This is a genomic window from Halarcobacter sp. (genome assembly GCF_963675975.1).
Taxonomy (GTDB): Bacteria; Campylobacterota; Campylobacteria; order Campylobacterales; family Arcobacteraceae; genus Halarcobacter.
The window spans coordinates 202145-222229 of the sequence record NZ_OY780939.1 but is presented as its reverse complement, the minus strand read 5'-3'; the positions used below and the strand labels follow the sequence as shown (position 1 = coordinate 222229).

Here is a 20085-nt window from a genome sequence, read left to right as displayed (position 1 = left end):
TTATCAACCACCACCTACAAATTGTAATAATTCTAATTTATCATTCTCTTTAAGAACAAAACTACTCCACTCATCTTTTTTTACAATCTCCATATTAACTGCTGCTGCCATAACTTTTTCTTCAATTTTAAGTTCAGAGATAATATTTTGTAGTGTTGAGTTTTCACCAAAATTTTTCTCTTCACCATTTACTATTAGATTCATAATAAATACCCTTTCTATTTTATAGATTTTAACAAAAATATCATTATATTAGACAATAATACTTAATATAAAAAAAACTTTAAATGTATAAAGGTATTTTTAGTATATTTTTATATAATGAAAAAATAATAAATATATAAATGGAAAATTGATATGCTTAAAAAAGAAAAAATTATTTCTATTATAGTAACTATTATACTAATTTATATAAGCCATAATCTAATAGAAAGTAATAATTATAATATTGAAAGCAATATTGATAACCTATCAAAAGAAGTTCTTAGTTCCCAAGCAAATGTTTTAGAAAGAACAATCTCAAGAAATACAAAAAGTGCAATAATTTTAGGTGAACATATAAAAATACTAAATGGAGATATGAGTAGTTTTGAGAGTTTTTCAAAGATGCTTTTATCTGAATTAAAAAGTGTAAATAACCTTCAATTAGCTCCCAATGCAGTAGTTGAAAAAATATATCCATTAAAAGGAAATGAAAAAGCTATTGGACATGATCTATTTAAAGATGATGCAAGAAAAAAAGAAGCATTTTTAACTAAGAAAAGTCATAAGCTAACTTTAGCCGGTCCTTTTACTTTATTACAAGGTGGAGTAGGGATTGTTGCTAGAAAACCTGTTTATATAAATGATAAATTTTGGGGATTTGCTTCTGCTTTAATTATTTTAGATGATTTGATTAAAAATACAAATATAAATGAATTAAAAGAAAAAAAGTATATTTTTAGATTAAAAAGAATCCATCCAGATACAGAAAAAATGGATATTTTTTATGGAAATAAGAGTTTTTCTTCAGAACAAAAAATTTATACAAAAAGTTTAAAGGTACCAAATGGAACTTGGTATTTAGATATACAATATACAGGAGTTTATTTATCAAATAGTTTAATTTTCACTTTATATTCTGTTAGTATTTTAATCTCTATTTTACTTGGATATCTTTTATTTATAATCTTAAATAGACCAAGAGAGTTAGAAAAACTAAATCTATTATTAGAAAAAAAGGTTCAAGAGCAAACTAAAAAAATACAAAGTAATCTTGACTTAATAGGTAACTATGTTCTTTATTCAAGAACTGATACCGAAGGAGTTATTACTGAAGTTAGTGAAGCATATTGTAACTTGACAGGATACTCAAGAGAAGAATTATTGGGAAATACTCATAGTATATTAAAAGAATCTAATTACTCAAGTGAGTTTTATGAAAATATGTGGAATACAATAAAATCAGGCAAAACTTGGACAGGTGAGCTTAAAAATGTAGCTAAATCAGGTCATGATTTTTGGGTTAATTCTATGATATCTCCTGAGTATGATGAAAATAAATCTTTAGTTGGATTTATAGCTATTAGACAAGATATTACAGCTAAAAAAACTTTTGAAGAGAAACAAGTTGACTATTTTCAAAATGCAAAAATGGTTGCAATGGGAGAGATGATAGGTAATATTGCCCACCAATGGAGACAACCTTTAAGTGCAATTAGTTCTTTGGCAAGTGGATTGATTTTTGAAAAAAAAGCAAATATTATTGATGATGAAAGTGTGTATAAGAAATTAGGGAATATCGTTGATTATACTCTTCATTTATCAAAAACTATTGATACCTTTAGAGATTTTTTAAGAGTTAGAAAAAGTGTTGAAAAAACAAATCTAGAAGATAGAATCAGTGCATCAAAAATGATTATTGATGCAACTTTAAAAGAAAAAGGTATTTACCTAATTGATAATATTAATTATGAAAAGAAAACAGAAGTTAATTTGATTATTGGTCAATTAGAGCAGGTTTTATTAAATATTTTTAATAATGCTAAAGATGCTTTGTTAGAAGAAGAAATAGTAAATCCATGGATAAAATTAGAATCATATACAAGTAACAAAGGTATTGTAATCACTATTGAAGATAATGCAGGTGGAATTCCTGAAAAAATTATGCCACACATTTTTGAACCATATTTTACAACTAAACACCAAACTTTGGGAACAGGTTTAGGGTTAAATATGAGTTATAGAATTATAAATGAGAGTCTAAAAGGCAATATATATGCTAAAAATACAGAAAATGGAGCCAAATTTTATATTGAGTTGCCATTAATTAATTAATTAATTAAGCCTAATTTATAGGAATTTGAAAGTATTGTAAATTCAAATTGTCCCAAAACTGAATTACTATTGTTCAAATTAATCTAGTGAAAAAGAACCTCTTGTCATCTTTTCACTATTTACATAATTAGCATATACTTGTAAAGTAATATTTGCACTTTTATGACCAAGCATTGATGCAACTCATAGAATGTCTTTTCCACTTGATATCATCATAGATACAAATGTATGTTTCATTTGATATAAAGTTTTATGAGTAATATTTGAACAGTACAACTAGAGAGCTAATTATTCTGATTTAAATTGACCTAATTTTTTAGAGGGTTACATAATGTTTTTTATTATAATAAATATTAACTTGTAAATAAAAATTTATTGAGTTGGAAAGTAAGATTTTCAAACTAAAAAACAAATTTATTTGTTCCAGAACCCCTTAAGGTTTATGAAATTTTTCAGTTTTTACTTTTTGAACACTTTGTGGAACATGGAACACTAATATAAGTGATTATGTTCCAAATTTTAGAGGTTGTGTAACAAGTTTCTATATCCTATTCCTTGTTGGTAGAATATAATTTAATAGCTACTGAATTTACAAGTTTAGATATTCTTGCCAAACAAAGTTAAATATTACGCACTATTTTTTTTACTATTATCTTTTTAATTCTTCAAAAATAATTATAAAAGAAATATCTATTTAATTTTATAATGTTATAATATATTAATAAAAATATTATTTAAGAGAATAAATGTTTGAAAAAATGATTTTCTTTTTTAGAAAGAAAAAATACTTATACTATTCAGGTTTGTTAGTTTTTACTTCACTTTATAGTTACATTCTAGCTTTATACTTTCTTGATCTTACTGAGTTTGAGAAAGAATTTTTCTATCTATTATTTGTTTTAAGTTTGGGATGGTTAATAGTTAGTTTTATAACCTATATAAAAAATTCAAAGTTACTTCAATTAGAGAGAGAAAAAGAAAAGTTTTACATTTTTGAAGAAAAAATTACTAATGACTACAACTTAAATAGACAAAATAACATTTTTAAAAAAATAGAATTTATTAAAGAATTTGTTAAAAACAATTTCAATGAAAAAGGGCTTTTTTCAATTAATATTTTATTACTAATTAATAAAACTCTAAATCTTTATATAGAAAATTTAAATATCTTAATTAATTTAGAAAGCAGTTTAAAACTTACCAATGATTTTAGTAAAGCTCAAAATATTGAAGCTGAGATTAAAAAAAACAATATGCAAAATGAAAATATTTTAAATCATTTAGATAATTATATTCATGAATTAACTGAAAAAAATACAAACGATGAAAAAGTTTCATCTATTGAGTCTGAACTTGAACATACATTAAATATATTAAAAGATATATCTAAAAGATAAAGGAATCGAATGCAAAACAGTAGAAATGAATCTCTAAAATTATTAATCAGTGGAATAGAAAACCAATCACTAAACTTAATTGAGAATAGTCAAAATAAAGTTTTTGAAGATAGTTTAAATGAAGAAGATGAAAGTAAAATTAAAAATAAAGCAAAAGAGTTTTTAGAATTCATTTCAGAAAAAGATGTAGAAGAGATTAGAACAATTTTAGAAAATATTTTAATCGATGATATTAAAGACTTAGAAAATTCTTCAGAACTTTTAATGGCCAAAGTAGCTCAATTAGATTCTATAAAAGATAGTGAATCTAGTAATATCGCTAATACAATAATAAAATTAAATAGTGAGATATCTGATATTAATCCACATAAATATAATCTTAATTCTAGTGGGATTTTATCTCTTATTCCTTTTATTGGTAAGCCAATAGACAGATATTTAAAGAAATTTAAATCTGCAAAAGAACTTATCATAGAAACAATAAATTATCTTGAAGAAGGAGAGCAACTACTAAAAGATGACAATATTGTTTTACAACATGATAAAAAAAGATATAGTGAAACTGCACTAAAACTACAAAAAAAAGCATTTATCTTTGAAGAGGTAATTTCAACTATTGAAGATAATCTTTTAAAACTAAAAGAAGAGGATAGAGTTTTTTATGAGAGTAATCTACTTTTGAATTTACACAAAAAGACTAGAAGTATATATGAAATTTTAGTAGTAACCCAGCAAGGGTTTTTATCTAGTGATTTAATAATCAATACCAATTGGGAGCTAATAGATAATATATCAAATGTTAGGATTGTTACTAAAAGAGCACTTGAAAGTGGAGTTGCAATGCTAGTTGCACTTGAAAATCAGAAAAACGTAATCACTGCAGTTGAAAAAACAAAAGATGTGACAAATGATTTAATTTTAAGTAATTCAAAAAGAATGAATGATCAAGCAAGTGAAATATATATAAATGCAGGAAAAGGAACAATAAATATTGATATTTTGAAAGAATCATTTAATCAAATTGATGAAGCAATTTCAAAAATTAATTCTTCGAAATTAAATGCAATAATTAAAATTAAAGATGAAATAGGAACTTTAAAAAACATTACTAATCAACTAGAAGAAAAAATGAAAGAAGCTGAACAAACAGAATCATTTAAGGCCTCTTTTTCACTGGAGATTTAATCATTGAAAGTAAATTCTGACCCAAATGAATTATTTAAAAAAGAGTTAACTTTAGTTTTAGTAATTATTGTTGTTTTAACTCCTTTTATTTTTCTTTATCTTAAATACCAAAATCAATGGAAAAATAGTGAAAATATTATAGATAAATCAAATGTTAATGCAATAGAAATAAATTTTTCTGATGTTAGGAAAATGCAATTATCAAATGACAAAAAATATTTATATGTTTATGGACATGATAGATCTGGTATTAGTATCTTTGATATACATGATACTAAAAATATTAAATTATTAAGTACCTTTCTTTTTCCTAATATTAGAGAAAATTATGTATCTGAAATAGATGTTACAGAAACCAAAGATGGGAAAAAACTTTACATTGTAAGTCCTTATTTAGGTCTATATTGTTTTGATATAAGTGATAAATCTAATTTAAAATTAGAAAAAATAATTAAGATAAAAGAAGCACTAAAAATTTCTTTAACAGAAGATGAAAAAAAGGCTTTTATTAGAAGTGATAAGGGTATGTATGTTGTTGATCTTTCATTAGAATCTACACCTATTATTGGAGAATATATTTCTACAAACTCAATTGCAGACATTCAAGCAAATGGGAAAAACTCTTATCCTTTAGACCTAGGAGATATACAAGTATATGATGATAACTATGTATTTTTACTTGATAGAAAAGGATTACATCTATTGGATGTTAGTGATTTATCTAAGATCAAATCCATTTTTGATATAGGTACATTAGCTAGAGGTAGACAAATTATATTGTCTCCTAATAAATTACATATTTATATTTTAGCAGTTTCAAATAATATTGAATTTTTTGATATTAGTGATTTTAAAAACATAAGATCATTAGGAGGTTATACTTCAAATAATGATTTTGTTCGTGGTCTAAAAATTTTCGATAATGGAACTAAGGCAATTTTATTAGGTGGACGTTATAATGAAAAAAATAGAAATGCGCATTTTTATGAAATAGAAGTTGTTGATATTAGTTATCCATTAGATCCTAAATTAATTAAAAAGTTTAAATTAAAAATTAAAAAATTTGATAAATTTGCTATTTCCCCTGATAATAAATATATTTATATAAATTTCTCTCATGAAAATAAGTATAAACACAAAAGTTATGTATTTAGTAAAGAAATAAATCTAAAAAAAGAATAAATGTGACATATTTTCATATCGATAAAATTAAAGATCCAAACTATAATTTTGTAAAGAAAACTATATTAATTATATTTATCTTATTAACAATGATAACATTTTTGTTTTACATAAATCTTATAAATAAGAATAAAAATGCACTTTGGTATATAAGTCCAATAGTAAGTAATTTGCCATTAATTGAATCAATAAAAAATGTAAATAACGGATACCTAATTGTAGGGAGATCATCACACTCTTATAATACTATTAAGATTCTAGAACTTGATAAACATGGAAAAGAAATCTGGACAAAAACTATTAGTGGGAAAAACACTGTTACTGCAGAATTAAAAGATAGTTATATTATTGGTGATAATATCATTGATAAAAAAACTCACAGAATTACGAATAAAATTGATAATAAGAATCTTCAATCTATTGTTTCTACAGATGATGGCTTTATAGGTGTTGTAAATGATTTTCTTACATTTGAAGATACACATAAAATTTTCAAATTTGATAATAATGGAAAAGAGATATGGAATAAAGAAATATTATATGAAGACAAACATAACGTAATAAAAGAAAAAGATTTAAGAAAGTTTCTTTCTAATGAGATAATAATAAAAAAGGATAAATCTAAGGCTATTAGATTTATGAAAGTTATAAAAACTGTAGATAATAATTATTTAGCAATTGCTGAAAATCCTTTTTTTATAATAAAATTTGATAAAGATGGTAACTTAATTTGGCAACATGATTATAGCGGTAAATTTTTTGGTAAATTTATAGATTTGATTCAATTAGAAAATGGTTCTTTTTTATCTAATGTTTATATGTATAAGAATAAAAAGAAGTTTGGTAAAAGAACAATTCATATATTCAAATTTTCCTCTAATGGTGAAATTATATGGAATAAAGAGCTGATAAATTTAAAAAAAAAAGGTTCATTGTTTTCTTGGTTTATTAAACCATTGGGAAAAGACGAATATCTTATTACTATATCTGATAGATTCAAAAACCATAAGATAAACAATCAATTTATTCTATTTGATAGTGATGGAAATATTAAAAAGAAAAATAAGTTCTATTTATTTGGAAGAGAAAGTTTTTTAAGGGTTGCTGAACCTATGGATAAAGGAGAATTGCTTTTGGGTGGGAATGCTCTTTATGATTACAAAGATGATAAATTTGTTATAGATGGGATAACTTATGAACCAATAAGAACTAAAAATATTGGATTATTATATAAATTGCCTAATAATAATTTAAAATTTGAATATACACAAAATATAATTGTTAATGCTAAAGACAATATATTTGATTTTTTTAAAAATATAAGTGATAAAACAAAAAAAGAAGAAATAAAATCAGCTGATAATTTACTAGAAAGAAAGACTAATAAAGAAAATGAAAATTTAAATAAGGAAGACATAAAAAAGGAAAAGAGTGAAGAAAAAAAAGATACTTTTAAAGTTACTCATGAAATTGAAACTCAATTAGAAAAATTTTTTAAAAAACCACATTTCAAATCTTTTGCTGTAGCAATTGATGGACCAAACGAATATACTTATGCTTTGACATACAATGAAAATAGTTTAAATACTGCTCATAATGATGCAAAAAAGTTATGTGAAAAGAAAAAGAAAGAATTAAATATAAAATCATCATGTAGGGTTATTTCAGATGGTAAGACAATGAATTTAATCTATGATAAGTTAATAATGAAAAATACACCAACAAAAGAGTTATCTGTTTTTTTAGATAAAATAAGAAATGTTGAAGAATTTAATATTTGTAATAATAAACTCATTAATTCAACACTAGAAGAACATAATTCATTAATGAAACTGTTTAAAAAAGAGAAACTTTATATTGATAAAATGTCAAAAAATATTAACTCTATTAATGCAAATAATTACTTAAATGATACTTCCAAAGTAGATAGAATAAGGAAGAATTTAAAAATTAGAAAATCTCAATTAGAAGATATTAAGCATAATGTTTTTTCAATTAAAAAAACTTGGGGTCTTTTTAAAATAGACTGTAAAGTTGAACAAAAAGATTTTGTAAAAGAATATTATAACAAGTCAAACGAATTATACAATGATATAAAAAAAGAACAAAAAACAATTTCATATTTAGAAAATGAAATAAAAACAAAATTAAACCATCAAGTGAAAAATTAATAGATGATTCCTTAATATCAAATGAAACATCAAAATAAGTTCCACAACCTGTAATATTTGGAGCAGTAGAAAAATCTCATGATGGTATAACTAGAACTTTTTTCTATTGATATAAAACTCTAAATAGTCTCTTTTTTTACTAAATGTCTATAAAAACCCATTTATTTAATTTTTTTGTACAGATATAGTATAGAAAAAAGGTGGGGTTTTATAGTCAGTATTTGATGTGTAAAAACGTTCGTTTAATTGTTCTAATTATGTTCCAAAAAAAATTCATCTTACAACTTTTCAGAATATTTGATTTAGAAAAATGCTATTTGTGGTTATTAATATTTTTCATCTATAATTAGATAAAATTTTTTATAGAATTACCTATAGTGTAATTTAATTTGGCCTTTCTACCATATAACCGATACCTCTTATATTTATAATAAAGTCTTCTTTTAGAACTTTTTTTACTCTATTTACTTCAGCTCTTATGGTAGCTGTATCTATATCATCTCCATCATAAGCATATTCTCTAAACATATCATAATTTACAACTAGACTTCTATTTTTAGATAATAGTGAGATTATCATAAGTTGTCTTTTTGGTAAGATATGAGGTTCATTATTAAAATAAAGTGTCATATTATCATGGTCAAAACTGTATTGTTTTGATAATCTCTTATGGTTTTGTGGTACTATTGAAGATTTTAGAATTTTATTTATTCGAAGATTTAGTTCTTTTAGATGAAAGGGTTTTTTTAAGTAATCGTGGCAACCAATATCAAAGGCTCTTGAAATATCTTCTATATCTAAAAGTGCAGAGATAAATATAGTAGGGATAGTTCTTTTTTGTTTATGAAGCTCTTCTAAAATTGTAAAACCATTAATATCTGGAAGGTTAATATCCAATATCAACATATCAAATTTTTCATGCTCTAATATTTCAAGGCAAGTCTTTCCATCTTTTGAGGATACAATTTGATGTCCCACTGATGTTAAGTATTGATTTATTGCATCATTTAACATCAAATCATCTTCAAGTAATAGAATTTTCATCTTTATTTTCCTTTTTAAAGTAGTATGAAAAAGTTGTAAAATGGCTATTTGATTCAAGCTTTATTTTTACATCTTCTTCATCACAAATTTTTTTTACCAAATTTAAACCTAATCCAAAACCCTCTTTTAGTTTTTCTTCTCTATAGTATTCTTCAAATATTTTTTGAGGCTCTTGGATTACACTTGAATGACTTGTAAATTGTAATTTATAAAAATCATCTTCTCCATAAAGTATAATATGAATATCTTGATTTTCAAAGGTATATTTTATAGCATTTGTTAAATTATTGTCTATAATTCTTTGAAGTTTTGTTTCATTGAAGTTTATAAATCTTGGTTTATTTGAACTATCAAATACCAATTTTGAGTTTGCTTTTAATGCAACTTGAGAGAAAAAGTCAATTCGACTTCTTACATAATCAGTTAAATCTACTTTTTGACTTGTGTAATTGATTTGGTCTCTTTTTACTAAATAGCTCAAATCATCATATATTGAAAAAAGATTTTTCATAGCAACTTCAATATTTGATAAATATCTATTTTTTCCCAGTTCCATTTCATGTAGCTCAATATTCCACATAATAGAAGATAAGGGAGTATTTGTTTCATGAATTGTATGCCTTAAAAACTGTTTTTGCGCAGCTAATAGATTGTGTGTATATAATTTTTCTTCATTTAATTTTGAAGTTTGTTTATCATAATCTTTTGTTGATTGTTGTATAAGATGTGTTAAGGCTTTTATTGTTCTAGCATGTTCATTTGTTTCTTTAGATTCCAAATTTAATTCTTGAAAATCATTTTTAGAACAATCTTCTGTAAGTGCAACTATTGTTAAGGTTTGATTTAAAAGAAGATTGTTTGTTCCATTATGATAAAACTCAGCATAGGTAAAAAATCCTGTTGTTGGAGCAATCCTTGCGAAAGGCTCAACTTCTACTTGGATAAAACTAGGCATATATCTTCTTCTAGCCATACAAGAAAATAAAAAAAAGCTTTCTGGTTTCATTGAACCAAAACTGTTTAGACTCTCTAAAGGGTTTTGCATAATCATCTCAGCATTTCCAAAACCAAGTTTTACCTTATCTCCCTCTTTTAGATTTCCTGCAAAACTTACACTTCCATCATTGTGTTTAGCTATAACTGCTCTAGCTGTAGGAATCCCCTCTTTTTCAACAATAAGTGGGAACTCAATTCCTGTTGCAGGAAGTGCCATTGCTACATCTTCCCCTAAATATTTTGCATAAAACTCGACAGGAGACATACCATTTATACTATAAACCCTATTATCTTCAATTTTATCAATAGTGTGTTCTATTCCAATAGGAGACCAGTTAAATCTATAATCATTATGTATTTTTAATTGTTCCGAATTTAAAGATACTCCAACTGCACCACTTTTTAAAATTTTGTCTTGATATGAAATAAATGTTTGGGTAAATTTTCCATTATCTCCAGCCATTCCTCCACAAATGGGAGTAGTGTTACTAAAAGATTCTACACCTTTTAAAAAGTTTTCTCCATTTGTTGTTGTCCCATCTGTAAAAAGTATTAGAAGTTTAGTATTATGTGTAATTAGATTTTTTGCAAGATTAAAACCATTTTTAAAAGAGTTTTCTTCTTCTACATAAGAGGCTATGATTTTAGTTTTATGAAAAATCGAGATAGAAACAATAGTATTAGATGTGGTAATAGAATTATTTTTTATCTCTCCATCTGTTGTTGTCCCAATAATAATAGATTGGGGAAGTTCTTTTTTAAGTTTTTCTATAATATCTTTTAAAGCATCGAAACCTTGACCACAAAAAACTTGTATTAATATATTTTTTTCATCTTTTAAGATGTTTAGATTAATATTGCTATTTTCAATACCATTTTTAATATTATAGTTAAAAGTTTTCATACAAAATTGTATCATAAATAGTTTTTTTAAAAAAAATATAATTGATGTTTTTATTAAAAGATGGCTAAAAATGGCTCTTTTAGAAACAAAAAAATCAACGCTATATTCAGGCTATATTCAGGCTAAACTCAAGCTATATTTGTGGAGTAAGATTTCACCAAGAAAAGATTAATACATTTAAGGTATATGATTTTTTCATTTTAATTTATAAAAGGAAATGATATGTCTGCTAAAATTTATGAAAAACCAACTTTTAAACCTCAGTATGAGAATTTTATTGGTGGAGAATGGGTAGCTCCAAAAAGTGGTGAGTACTTTGATAATATTTCACCTGTAGATGGTGATGTTTTAACAAGAATTCCAAGATCAAATGAAGAAGATGTAGAGTTAGCTGTACAAGCTGCAAAAACTGCTTTTGAATCTTATAAACACACTTCAGTAATTGAAAGAAGTACAATGTTAAACAAAGTTGCAGATGCAATTGAAGCTAATCTTGAAACTCTTGCACTTGTTGAAACTTTAGATAATGGTAAAACAGTAAGGGAAACATTAAATGCTGACTTACCTTTAGTTGTGGATCACTTTAGATATTTTGCATCTGTTATTAGAGCTGAATCTGGAAGTGTTGCAGATCTTGATGAAGATACAATCTCTCAAGAGGTTTATGAGCCATATGGAGTTGTAGCACAAATTATTCCATGGAACTTTCCACTATTAATGGCAGCTTGGAAATTAGCGCCTGCATTAGCAGCTGGAAATTGTGTTGTTATGAAACCAGCATCAGCAACACCAAAATCAATTTTATTATTAATGGAAACAATTCAAAATGTTCTACCAAAAGGTGTTATAAATATTATTAATGGTTCAGGTGGAAAAATTGGTAAATATTTAGCAACTCACCCAGATATTAAAAAAGTAGGATTTACAGGTGAGACTACAACAGGTCAATTAATTATGCAATATGCAACTGAAAATATTATCCCATCTACTTTAGAGCTTGGTGGTAAATCTCCAAATATCTTCTTTGAATCAATTATGGATGCAGATGATGAGTTTTTTGATAAAGCGATTGAAGGTTTAGTATTATTTGCATTTAACTCAGGTGAGGTTTGTACTTGTCCATCAAGAGCACTTATTCAAGAGTCAATTTATGAGCCATTTATGAAAAGAGTATTAGAAAGAGTAGCTGCTATTAAATTAGGTGATCCTCTAGATGTTGAAAATATGATGGGTGCACAATGCTCACTTAACCAAAAAGAGAAAATTTTAGATTATATTAAAATTGGTAAAGAAGAGGGTGCAGAGTGCTTAATTGGTGGTGAAGCATATGAATCAGCTAAACATCCAAATGGATTTTATATCAAACCAACAATCTTTAAAGGTCACAATAAAATGAGAATCTTCCAAGAAGAGATTTTTGGACCAGTTCTTGCTGTGACTACTTTTAAAGATGAAGCAGAAGCAATTGAGATTGCAAATGATACAGTTTATGGATTAGGTTCTGGTGTATGGTCAAGAGATGCACACCAATTACATAAAGTATCAAGAGCAATTCAAGCAGGACGTGTTTGGGTAAACTGCTACCATATGTATCCTTCTCATGCTTCATTTGGTGGATATAAAAAATCAGGTATCGGTAGAGAAACTCACATGATGATGTTAAACTCTTATAGACATACAAAAAATATCTTAACTTCTTACAGCAAAAATGCCTTAGGATTCTTTTAATAGATATTAATAAATATAGGGACTCTTCCCTATATTAAAGGATAAATTATGGATACAAGAAGAGTAATCGTAAGTGATGATGCAAAAGATGTTGTGGAGATGTTAAAAAAAGAACACGGAGATTTAGTTTTTAATCAAAGTGGTGGATGTTGCGATGGTACAGCACCCATGTGTTATGAAAAAGGTGACTTTTATGTTCCTAGTCGAAACGTAAAATTAGGTGAGATTTGTGGTTGTGAATTTTTTATTGATAAAGACCAATTTGAGTATTTTAGACACTCTCAAATTATAATTGATGTAAAAGAGGAAAAAGCAGCTTTTGGAAACTCTTTTTCTATTGAAATTGACCATGGATATCAGTTTATAACACGCTCTAGAATATTCTCTGATGAAGAGTATGAAGAGCTTAAAAAATTAGAATCATAAATGCTACTTTTCAATAAGTAGCATTTTGAATCTATCTCCCATTCCTGTTGGTTCAATTAAAGTTTTTACTTTTTGAGATTCTCTTAAATAGGAGTTTTCATCTACATTTTGTTTATAAAGTTCTAAAAGCTCAGTAATGCCAAATTCAATTAAGGCTTGAACTTGTGTTTTAAAGGTTATGTTCTTTATATTTAAATCTTCAAAACAATCACTTAAGTGTTTAAAATACACATCATATGTTATATCAGCTTTCAAATAATAATCTTCAAGTTTTAACTTCTCTTCAAATATTGGAAAAACTTCATGTTTATAATAGATTCTAGTAGAAAAATCGTTTCTAGGAACTCTATCTCCATAATCAAAAGTTAGGAAAAAGAACTTATCAATATTTTTATAAATAGTTTTTGCAAACTCTTCATAACCTACACCAACTTCACCTTTTTCTATTTTATATTTTTTACAATGATTTATAATATTTTCATCAATACAAGGTTCAAAAGATATTTTATGATTTTTAACATATGCCATATTTAGTTGCTCATCTTTTGTATATACTAATTCACAAGCAAAAGCATCAAATATCTCATTTGCAACTATAAAGGCATGGGGTAAAACAACTTCACTTATATCTTTATAGTGTGTTAAATTTATTGCATCACCAAAAGATTCTTTTAAATAAGTTTTTTGTTGAGTTTGAAGATTTTCAAATCTTTCTACTATGGCAAAATTAAGTGTATTAAGTAGTTCTGGTTCAAGTGTATAGATAAATTGGATTATATCTGCTAGCAAATACCCGTGGTGTGCACCAATCTCTAAGATTGTTGTATCTTTTGGCAAATTACCTTTTTTTATAGTATCAACAATTTTTTTGCCAATTGAGCCACCAAAAAATGATGAGGTTGAAACAGAAGTGAAAAAATCCCCTTGTTTACCTATTGTTTTGTAGTTTGAATAGTATCCATTTTCACTATATAGCCAGTTATTGAAGTAATCACTAAATTTTTCTTTTTTCATGGTAGAAGTTTATCTAAAAAAGCTATAAAGGTGGCTAACCCTTTATAGCTTAATGATTTAAATTTTTTTAATATTTTTTTGTTTTATCGTTCAACAGATATTTACTAGATAAACCTCGGGCTTAAAATTCTAAAGGTTTTAAGCTTTAGAAAAAAGTAGATTTTGTTAGGGTACAAATCCGTAAAAATTTTAATTAAAAATAGTGTGAAAAAAGTGAAATTACTAAAATTTTTAAAAATTTTTAATATTTTTTACAAGGGTCAACTATTTTATTAATATCTTGATATAGATATATCTCTACTCTTCTGTTTAAAGCCATATTTTCTAAGGAATCATTTGGAACTATAGGTTTTTCATATGAGCATCCTTTTGAAAATACTTCATTTTTAATTCCACTATCATATAATACTTGTCCCACATTTAATGCTCTTTTTTCTGAAAGTTTTAGATTATATAAATAGCTTCCTCTATTATCTGTGAAACCTACAACTTGAACAGTTGTATTAGGATAATTTTTTAAAACTTTAGAGATTTTATTTATTCTTTGTGCTGCTTCATTTGTAGGATATGCAGAATCAGTTGCAAATACCATGCTCTCTTTTAAGGTGATTTTTACATATTTATCTGTGTTTGAAACAATTAAGTCATTATCTTCATTTTTGATTGCATCAGAATTATTATCAACTTTTGTGTCAAGTTCTTTAGCTACTTCTTTTGCTTGCTCATCAATAGAATAACCAATTGCTCCACCAACTCCTGCACCAATTACTCCCCCAATAAGGGCTCTTTTTGCTTTACTATTACCTTTTGTTGTTGCTCCAATTAATGCACCTAATATACCTCCAATAATTGCTCCTGTTTGAGTTTTTGAACCTGTATATTCATAGTCTCGTTTTTGAGCACATCCAGAAAGAAGTATTGTTATGATAAAGAATATTAAAAATTGTTTATAAACTGACAAAAATTTCATAGTAAAAACTCCTATTTTTTAGTATCATATACTAACATTTTCAAGTGGATTTATTGTGTAATCTGTATAAAGATATGTAACTTGAATGTAAATTAGATTTGATATAATGTCAAAACAAAAAATAGGAGAAGCCCATGTATAAAAAAACAAAAATTTTAGCAACTTTAGGACCAGCAAGTAATAGTGTAGAGATGATTGAAGGGCTAATCAAAGCTGGTGCAAATATGTTTAGACTTAACTTTTCCCATGGAGATCATGAGTATCATAGTCAAACATTAAAAAATATTAGAACAGCAATGAATAATTTAAATGCAACAATTTCAGTTCTTCAAGATATTTCAGGACCAAAAGTTAGAATTGGTGAATTAAAAGAACAATTTGAACTTTTTAGAGGTGATGAGATTACATTTTTAAAAGAAGAGATTGTTGGTTATAAAAAAGCAGATAAAAAATATATAATGTCAACAAATTACCCAGAACTACTTGATAAAGTAAAGGTGGATGAGTATATTTATCTTTATGATGGAACTATTAGAGCAAAAGTTATAGAAACAGGTAAAGAGGTTAAAGCAGTAGTTGAAAACCAAGGAATTCTTAGTTCTAAAAAAGGTATAAACTTTCCAAATACAGTGATTGATATTAATGTAATTACTAAAAAAGATAAAGAAGATATTGCTTGGGGAGTTAAAAATAAAGTTGACTATTTTGCAATCTCTTTTGTTCAAAATGCAAATGATATGAAAAATGCAAGAAAACTTTTAGGTGACTACAAAGGTAAATTAGTTGCAAAAATTGAAAAATTTGATGCAGTTGAAAATATTGATGAGATTATTGATGCAAGTGATGGATTAATGGTTGCTAGGGGAGACCTTGGTATTGAAGTTCCATATTATGAAGTACCTACAATTCAAAAAAGACTTATCAAAAAAGCAAATGAAGCTTGTATCCCTGTAATCACTGCAACACAAATGCTTTTATCTATGACACATAATGAAAGAGCAACAAGAGCAGAAATCTCAGACGTTGCAAATGCTGTTTTAGATGGAACAGATGCTGTTATGTTAAGTGAAGAGAGTGCAGTTGGAGTTGACCCAATTAATACAGTTGAAACTATGGCAAATATTATTGCAAAAACAGAAGAGATCTATCCTTATGATAAGCATGATAAATTATCTTATCATGACCAATTTGATGTGATTCAAGCAACAGCAACTAAATTAGCAGATGATATGGGTGCTAAAGGTATTATAGCACTTACAAGTTCAGGATTATCTGGTATGAAAATATCTAGATATAGACCAAAAACAAATATTTATATGTTCTCTCATAAAAGAAGAGTACTAAATCCAATGTGTGCTTTATGGGGTGTTGAACCAATTGCAAAAATTAAAGAAGCTGGTGCTTCAAGAATGATTCAAATGATGTTAAAAAATCTTGATGAAAAAGGTATGTTAGATAAAAGAGCTACATATATAGCAACATTTGGTTATCCAGTAGGACAACCAGGAAGTACAAATACAATTAAGATTTTAACTCCATCTGAGATGAAATATTATCTTGATCTTCCAGAACCTAAGAAGAAGTAATTAAACTTCTTCTTTAACCAATTTTAGAATATAAATCCAAAAGTTCAATTTGTTTCTCAAGTTCGTAAATTTTCAACTCAATAGATTTGATTTTTTGAGAATTTTGAAGGGTATCCACATCACTTTGAGTTTTTAGTTCTGCATTTTTTTCTTCAATAATAACATCTAACAAAGAATCATAAAGTTTATAATCATCTTGAGCAATTTTCTTTTTGTTTTCTAACATTTTTAGTTTAGATAATTTTGTTTTATAAAAATTTCTTTCTTCAAGTTCGATGTTTTTTAAGTTTAATTTACTTGTTAGATAATTGATTCTTTCTGTTTCAATATCATTAAAAGTTCTTACATCAAGTGGCATTGATACAGATAAACCATAGTTATAAACATTTTTATTTGAGATATCATCATCTTTATCTTCATGGTATTGGGTATGACTAGCTTCAACACTAAGAGTTGGAAGATATTTAGCAACAATCATATCACTGTAATAATCTTTTTGTTGTACATCAGCTTTTGCTTTTGATAGTTCTAAGTTTCTTTTTAAAAATAAATCTTCATCTACTAAACTTAATACAGGTAAATCAAAACTAGTATACTCTCCACTTGCAATATTTGAAAAGTTTAAAATAAGTTCATCTTTTTGATAATACAAATCTGCTAAATTATTTTTTATAACATTTGCATCTAAAATGGCATTGTCTAAAGTTGAAGTATCTAAAAATCCATTTAGTACTTGCTCTTTTTTTCTCTCAACATCAATATTTGCATTTTTTAAAAGAAGTTCATTTTTTTTGATATTTAAATCTAAAATATTTAGATTAAAAAGCATTGTTGTAGCTTCTTTAATTAACTCTTTTTTCTGTAAATCAATATCATAATCTGTATATTTATATGTGGCACTTGCATATTTTATAGCGCTATAGATTCCACCACTTTTAAAAATGGGTTGATCGATATTTATGGCACTTCTTAAAGTATTTGAAGTATCTGACTTACTTTTTGTTAGGGATAAATTGATTGGATTAATCCAATCTTTTTTTAGTTTGCTACTACTCTCTTCGTTTTTATCTTTACTATATTTAAATAAGTTTAACCTATCTTCTGAAAGTATTTTCTCATCTAAACTATTTTTTTCTTGTGCACACATTAATATTGGCACAAGAAAAAATGAAAGAGAAGAGAGCTTAAGCAATTTTTGCAAGTGCATTATCTAACCTTTTAAACCCTTCATTTATCTCTTCTTTTGAAATAGTTAAAGGAGGTAAAAGTCTTAATGTATTTCTTCCTGCTTTTAATACTAAAACACCTTCATCAAAGGCATTTGATATAACAGTTTTTAACATATCTGCATCTTTAACTCTTAATCCTCTCATTAAACCTAAACCAACTTCTGCTGTAAATATATTTTGATATTTTTCATAAATCTCGTTTAATTTATCTCCAAAATATATTATAGTTTCATCTAAAGTTCCAGCATCTTTATAGTTTTCTAGAATATCTAAAACCTTATTTGCACTAGCACAACTTAAGTAGTTTCCTCCAAAAGTAGAACCATGGTCTCCTGGTTCAAAAATATCTTTGTGAGTAGTTACAACTGCTCCAATAGGAACTCCACCACCAAGACCTTTTGCAAGTGTAATTACATCAGGTTCAATTTCATAAAGATTTGTTGCTAAAAACTCACCTGTTCTGTAAACACCTGTTTGAACTTCATCGATTATTAAAAGAATGTCTCTTTGTTTTAAAAATTTAGCTAATTCTTGAACTGCTTCTTTTTCAAATGGCTGAACTCCACCTTCACCTTGAACAAGTTCAATCATAACAGCAACTGTTTCATCATCAATTGAATTAAAAATATCATCAATAGCTGAATTGAAAGAGAAACCATCTGGGTATGGAGCAAAGTTTGGACTATGAAATGATGTTTGTCCTGTTGCTTTTACTGTTGTAATTGTTCTTCCATGAAAAGAGTGCTCTAAAGTTATAACTTTATATCTTTTCCCATCGTATTTTGTTTTTCCATATTTTCTTGCAATTTTAATTGCACCTTCATTTGCTTCAGCTCCTGAATTTGCAAAAAAAGTTGCCACATCCATCCCTGAAAGTTTTGCTATTTTTTCACCAAGTTTTGCTTGTGGTTCAATAGCATAAAGATTTGAAATATGAGTTATATTTGAAACTTGTTTATAAATAGCTTCTGCTACTTCTTTATTTCCATGTCCTGTTGAAACAACTCCAATACCTGAAGTAAAGTCAATATAATCTTTATCTCTGTCATCAAATAAAGTTGCATTTATCCCTTTTTTAAAATTTACATAATTTCTTGCATAAGTGTGTAATACATACTCTTTATCTAATTGTTCTAACATATTTTTGTCCTAATTTTAAGTAATAAAATTATAGCCAATTTATTTAAACCAATTATTAATAATTATTAAAATAACACTATAAAATTATATAGGTTATAATATCTTATGAAAAAAAGAATAAATGATAATATCAAAGTACTAATAGTTGAAGATGATGAGATTGCAAGGGAAAATGCAGTTGAGTATTTAGAAGAGTATTTTTCAAATATTTATGAGGCTTCAAATGCTTTAGATGCTTTAAAGATTTATGAGATAAACAAACCTGATATTATCATAACTGATATTCAAATGCCAAAGCTAAATGGTTTGGAGTTTGTAGAAAGAATACGTCAAAAAGATAAAAAAGTACAAATTATAGTTTTAACTGCTTTTTGTGATAAAGAGTATCTTTTAAAAGCTGTAGAGTTACAACTGGTAAAATATCTAGTAAAACCTATAAATGAATATGAATTAAATAGTGCAATAAAAACTTCCATTGAAACTTTACAAAATGATGAAACAAATATTGTAAAACTTCCAAATGGGATGGTTTTTGATCTTTTTAATTTAGTTTTATTAAATAATCAAGAAATAGTAAAACTTAGAACAAAAGAGTTAGAGTTTTTGAAACTTCTTATAAAAAACAAAAACAGATATGTAACTTATCAAGAGATTGAAAACTTTGTTTGGGATGAACAGGTTATGAGTAAAGATGCTTTAAAAACTTTAGTTAAAAATCTAAAAAATAAATTATCAAAGGATTTGATTCTAAATCTATCTGGTACAGGATATAAAATTGCACTTTGATTATACTATTC

At 26.1% G+C, this 20085-nt stretch carries 16 protein-coding genes; 9 read left to right on the top strand and 7 right to left on the bottom strand.

Features of this window, described 5'->3' with window-relative positions:
• Nucleotides 1-3: 3 nt before the first annotated feature.
• The gene (gene thiS / locus ACKU3H_RS01060) at nt 4-204 is read right to left on the bottom strand and encodes a sulfur carrier protein ThiS (RefSeq protein WP_320035124.1); all 201 of its coding nucleotides are present in this window, start codon (nt 202-204) and stop codon (nt 4-6) included.
• A gap of 153 nt (nt 205-357) precedes the next feature.
• Between thiS and ACKU3H_RS01055 the strand changes: the two genes are divergently transcribed.
• From ACKU3H_RS01055 to ACKU3H_RS01035, 5 genes are all read left to right on the top strand, one after another.
• Complete coding sequence (locus tag ACKU3H_RS01055; RefSeq protein ID WP_320035123.1) at nt 358-2316, top strand: PAS domain S-box protein; 1959 nt, start codon at nt 358-360, stop codon at nt 2314-2316.
• A 746-nt stretch (nt 2317-3062) separates the two neighbouring features.
• On the top strand, nt 3063-3713 hold the full coding sequence (locus ACKU3H_RS01050; protein WP_320035122.1) for a hypothetical protein: 651 nt from the start codon (nt 3063-3065) through the stop codon (nt 3711-3713).
• A 9-nt stretch (nt 3714-3722) separates the two neighbouring features.
• Nucleotides 3723-4898 carry a toxic anion resistance protein gene (locus tag ACKU3H_RS01045; RefSeq protein ID WP_320035121.1) on the top strand — a complete coding sequence of 392 codons (1176 nt, stop codon included), beginning with the start codon at nt 3723-3725 and terminating at the stop codon, nt 4896-4898.
• Between the two features lie 3 nt (nt 4899-4901).
• Entirely contained in the window at nt 4902-6080 is a 1179-nt protein-coding gene (locus ACKU3H_RS01040; protein WP_320035120.1) for a hypothetical protein, read from the top strand.
• Between the two features lie 2 nt (nt 6081-6082).
• Nucleotides 6083-8251, top strand: a complete 2169-nt coding sequence (locus ACKU3H_RS01035; RefSeq protein ID WP_320035119.1) for a hypothetical protein — start codon at nt 6083-6085, stop codon at nt 8249-8251.
• A 384-nt stretch (nt 8252-8635) separates the two neighbouring features.
• On the opposite strand, the gene ACKU3H_RS01030 is transcribed toward ACKU3H_RS01035, so the two are convergent.
• On the bottom strand, nt 8636-9295 hold the full coding sequence (locus tag ACKU3H_RS01030; RefSeq protein ID WP_320035118.1) for a response regulator transcription factor: 660 nt from the start codon (nt 9293-9295) through the stop codon (nt 8636-8638).
• The gene (locus tag ACKU3H_RS01025; RefSeq protein ID WP_320035117.1) at nt 9276-11195 is read right to left on the bottom strand and encodes an FIST N-terminal domain-containing protein; all 1920 of its coding nucleotides are present in this window, start codon (nt 11193-11195) and stop codon (nt 9276-9278) included. The genes ACKU3H_RS01030 and ACKU3H_RS01025 overlap by 20 nt, the downstream gene beginning before the upstream one ends.
• Nucleotides 11196-11417: 222 nt before the next feature.
• On the opposite strand from ACKU3H_RS01025, the gene ACKU3H_RS01020 reads away from it, so the two are divergent.
• Both ACKU3H_RS01020 and ACKU3H_RS01015 read left to right on the top strand, forming a co-directional pair.
• Nucleotides 11418-12923 (top strand): aldehyde dehydrogenase family protein, encoded by a 1506-nt coding sequence (locus ACKU3H_RS01020; protein WP_320035116.1) that lies wholly within the window; start codon nt 11418-11420, stop codon nt 12921-12923.
• A gap of 48 nt (nt 12924-12971) precedes the next feature.
• On the top strand, nt 12972-13349 hold the full coding sequence (locus ACKU3H_RS01015; protein ID WP_320035115.1) for a DUF779 domain-containing protein: 378 nt from the start codon (nt 12972-12974) through the stop codon (nt 13347-13349).
• Between the two features lie 3 nt (nt 13350-13352).
• Here ACKU3H_RS01015 and ACKU3H_RS01010 read toward each other — a convergent pair whose 3' ends face one another.
• Together ACKU3H_RS01010 and ACKU3H_RS01005 are read right to left on the bottom strand one after the other, a co-directional pair.
• Nucleotides 13353-14363 carry an SAM-dependent methyltransferase gene (locus ACKU3H_RS01010; RefSeq protein WP_320035114.1) on the bottom strand — a complete coding sequence of 337 codons (1011 nt, stop codon included), beginning with the start codon at nt 14361-14363 and terminating at the stop codon, nt 13353-13355.
• A 241-nt stretch (nt 14364-14604) separates the two neighbouring features.
• Nucleotides 14605-15333, bottom strand: a complete 729-nt coding sequence (locus ACKU3H_RS01005; protein WP_320035113.1) for an OmpA family protein — start codon at nt 15331-15333, stop codon at nt 14605-14607.
• 134 nt (nt 15334-15467) lie between these two features.
• Between ACKU3H_RS01005 and pyk the strand changes: the two genes are divergently transcribed.
• On the top strand, nt 15468-16919 hold the full coding sequence (gene pyk, locus ACKU3H_RS01000; protein WP_320035112.1) for a pyruvate kinase: 1452 nt from the start codon (nt 15468-15470) through the stop codon (nt 16917-16919).
• 13 nt (nt 16920-16932) lie between these two features.
• Here the strand turns inward: pyk and ACKU3H_RS00995 are convergent, their stop codons facing one another.
• Both ACKU3H_RS00995 and ACKU3H_RS00990 read right to left on the bottom strand, forming a co-directional pair.
• Nucleotides 16933-18126 (bottom strand): TolC family protein, encoded by a 1194-nt coding sequence (locus tag ACKU3H_RS00995; protein WP_320035111.1) that lies wholly within the window; start codon nt 18124-18126, stop codon nt 16933-16935.
• Complete coding sequence (locus tag ACKU3H_RS00990; protein ID WP_320035110.1) at nt 18104-19288, bottom strand: aspartate aminotransferase family protein; 1185 nt, start codon at nt 19286-19288, stop codon at nt 18104-18106. Before ACKU3H_RS00990 ends, ACKU3H_RS00995 begins: the two co-directional genes overlap by 23 nt.
• A gap of 105 nt (nt 19289-19393) precedes the next feature.
• Between ACKU3H_RS00990 and ACKU3H_RS00985 the strand changes: the two genes are divergently transcribed.
• Nucleotides 19394-20074: a response regulator gene (locus tag ACKU3H_RS00985; RefSeq protein ID WP_320035109.1), complete on the top strand. Its 681-nt coding sequence runs from the start codon at nt 19394-19396 to the stop codon at nt 20072-20074.
• The last annotated feature ends 11 nt before the right edge of the window (nt 20075-20085 follow it).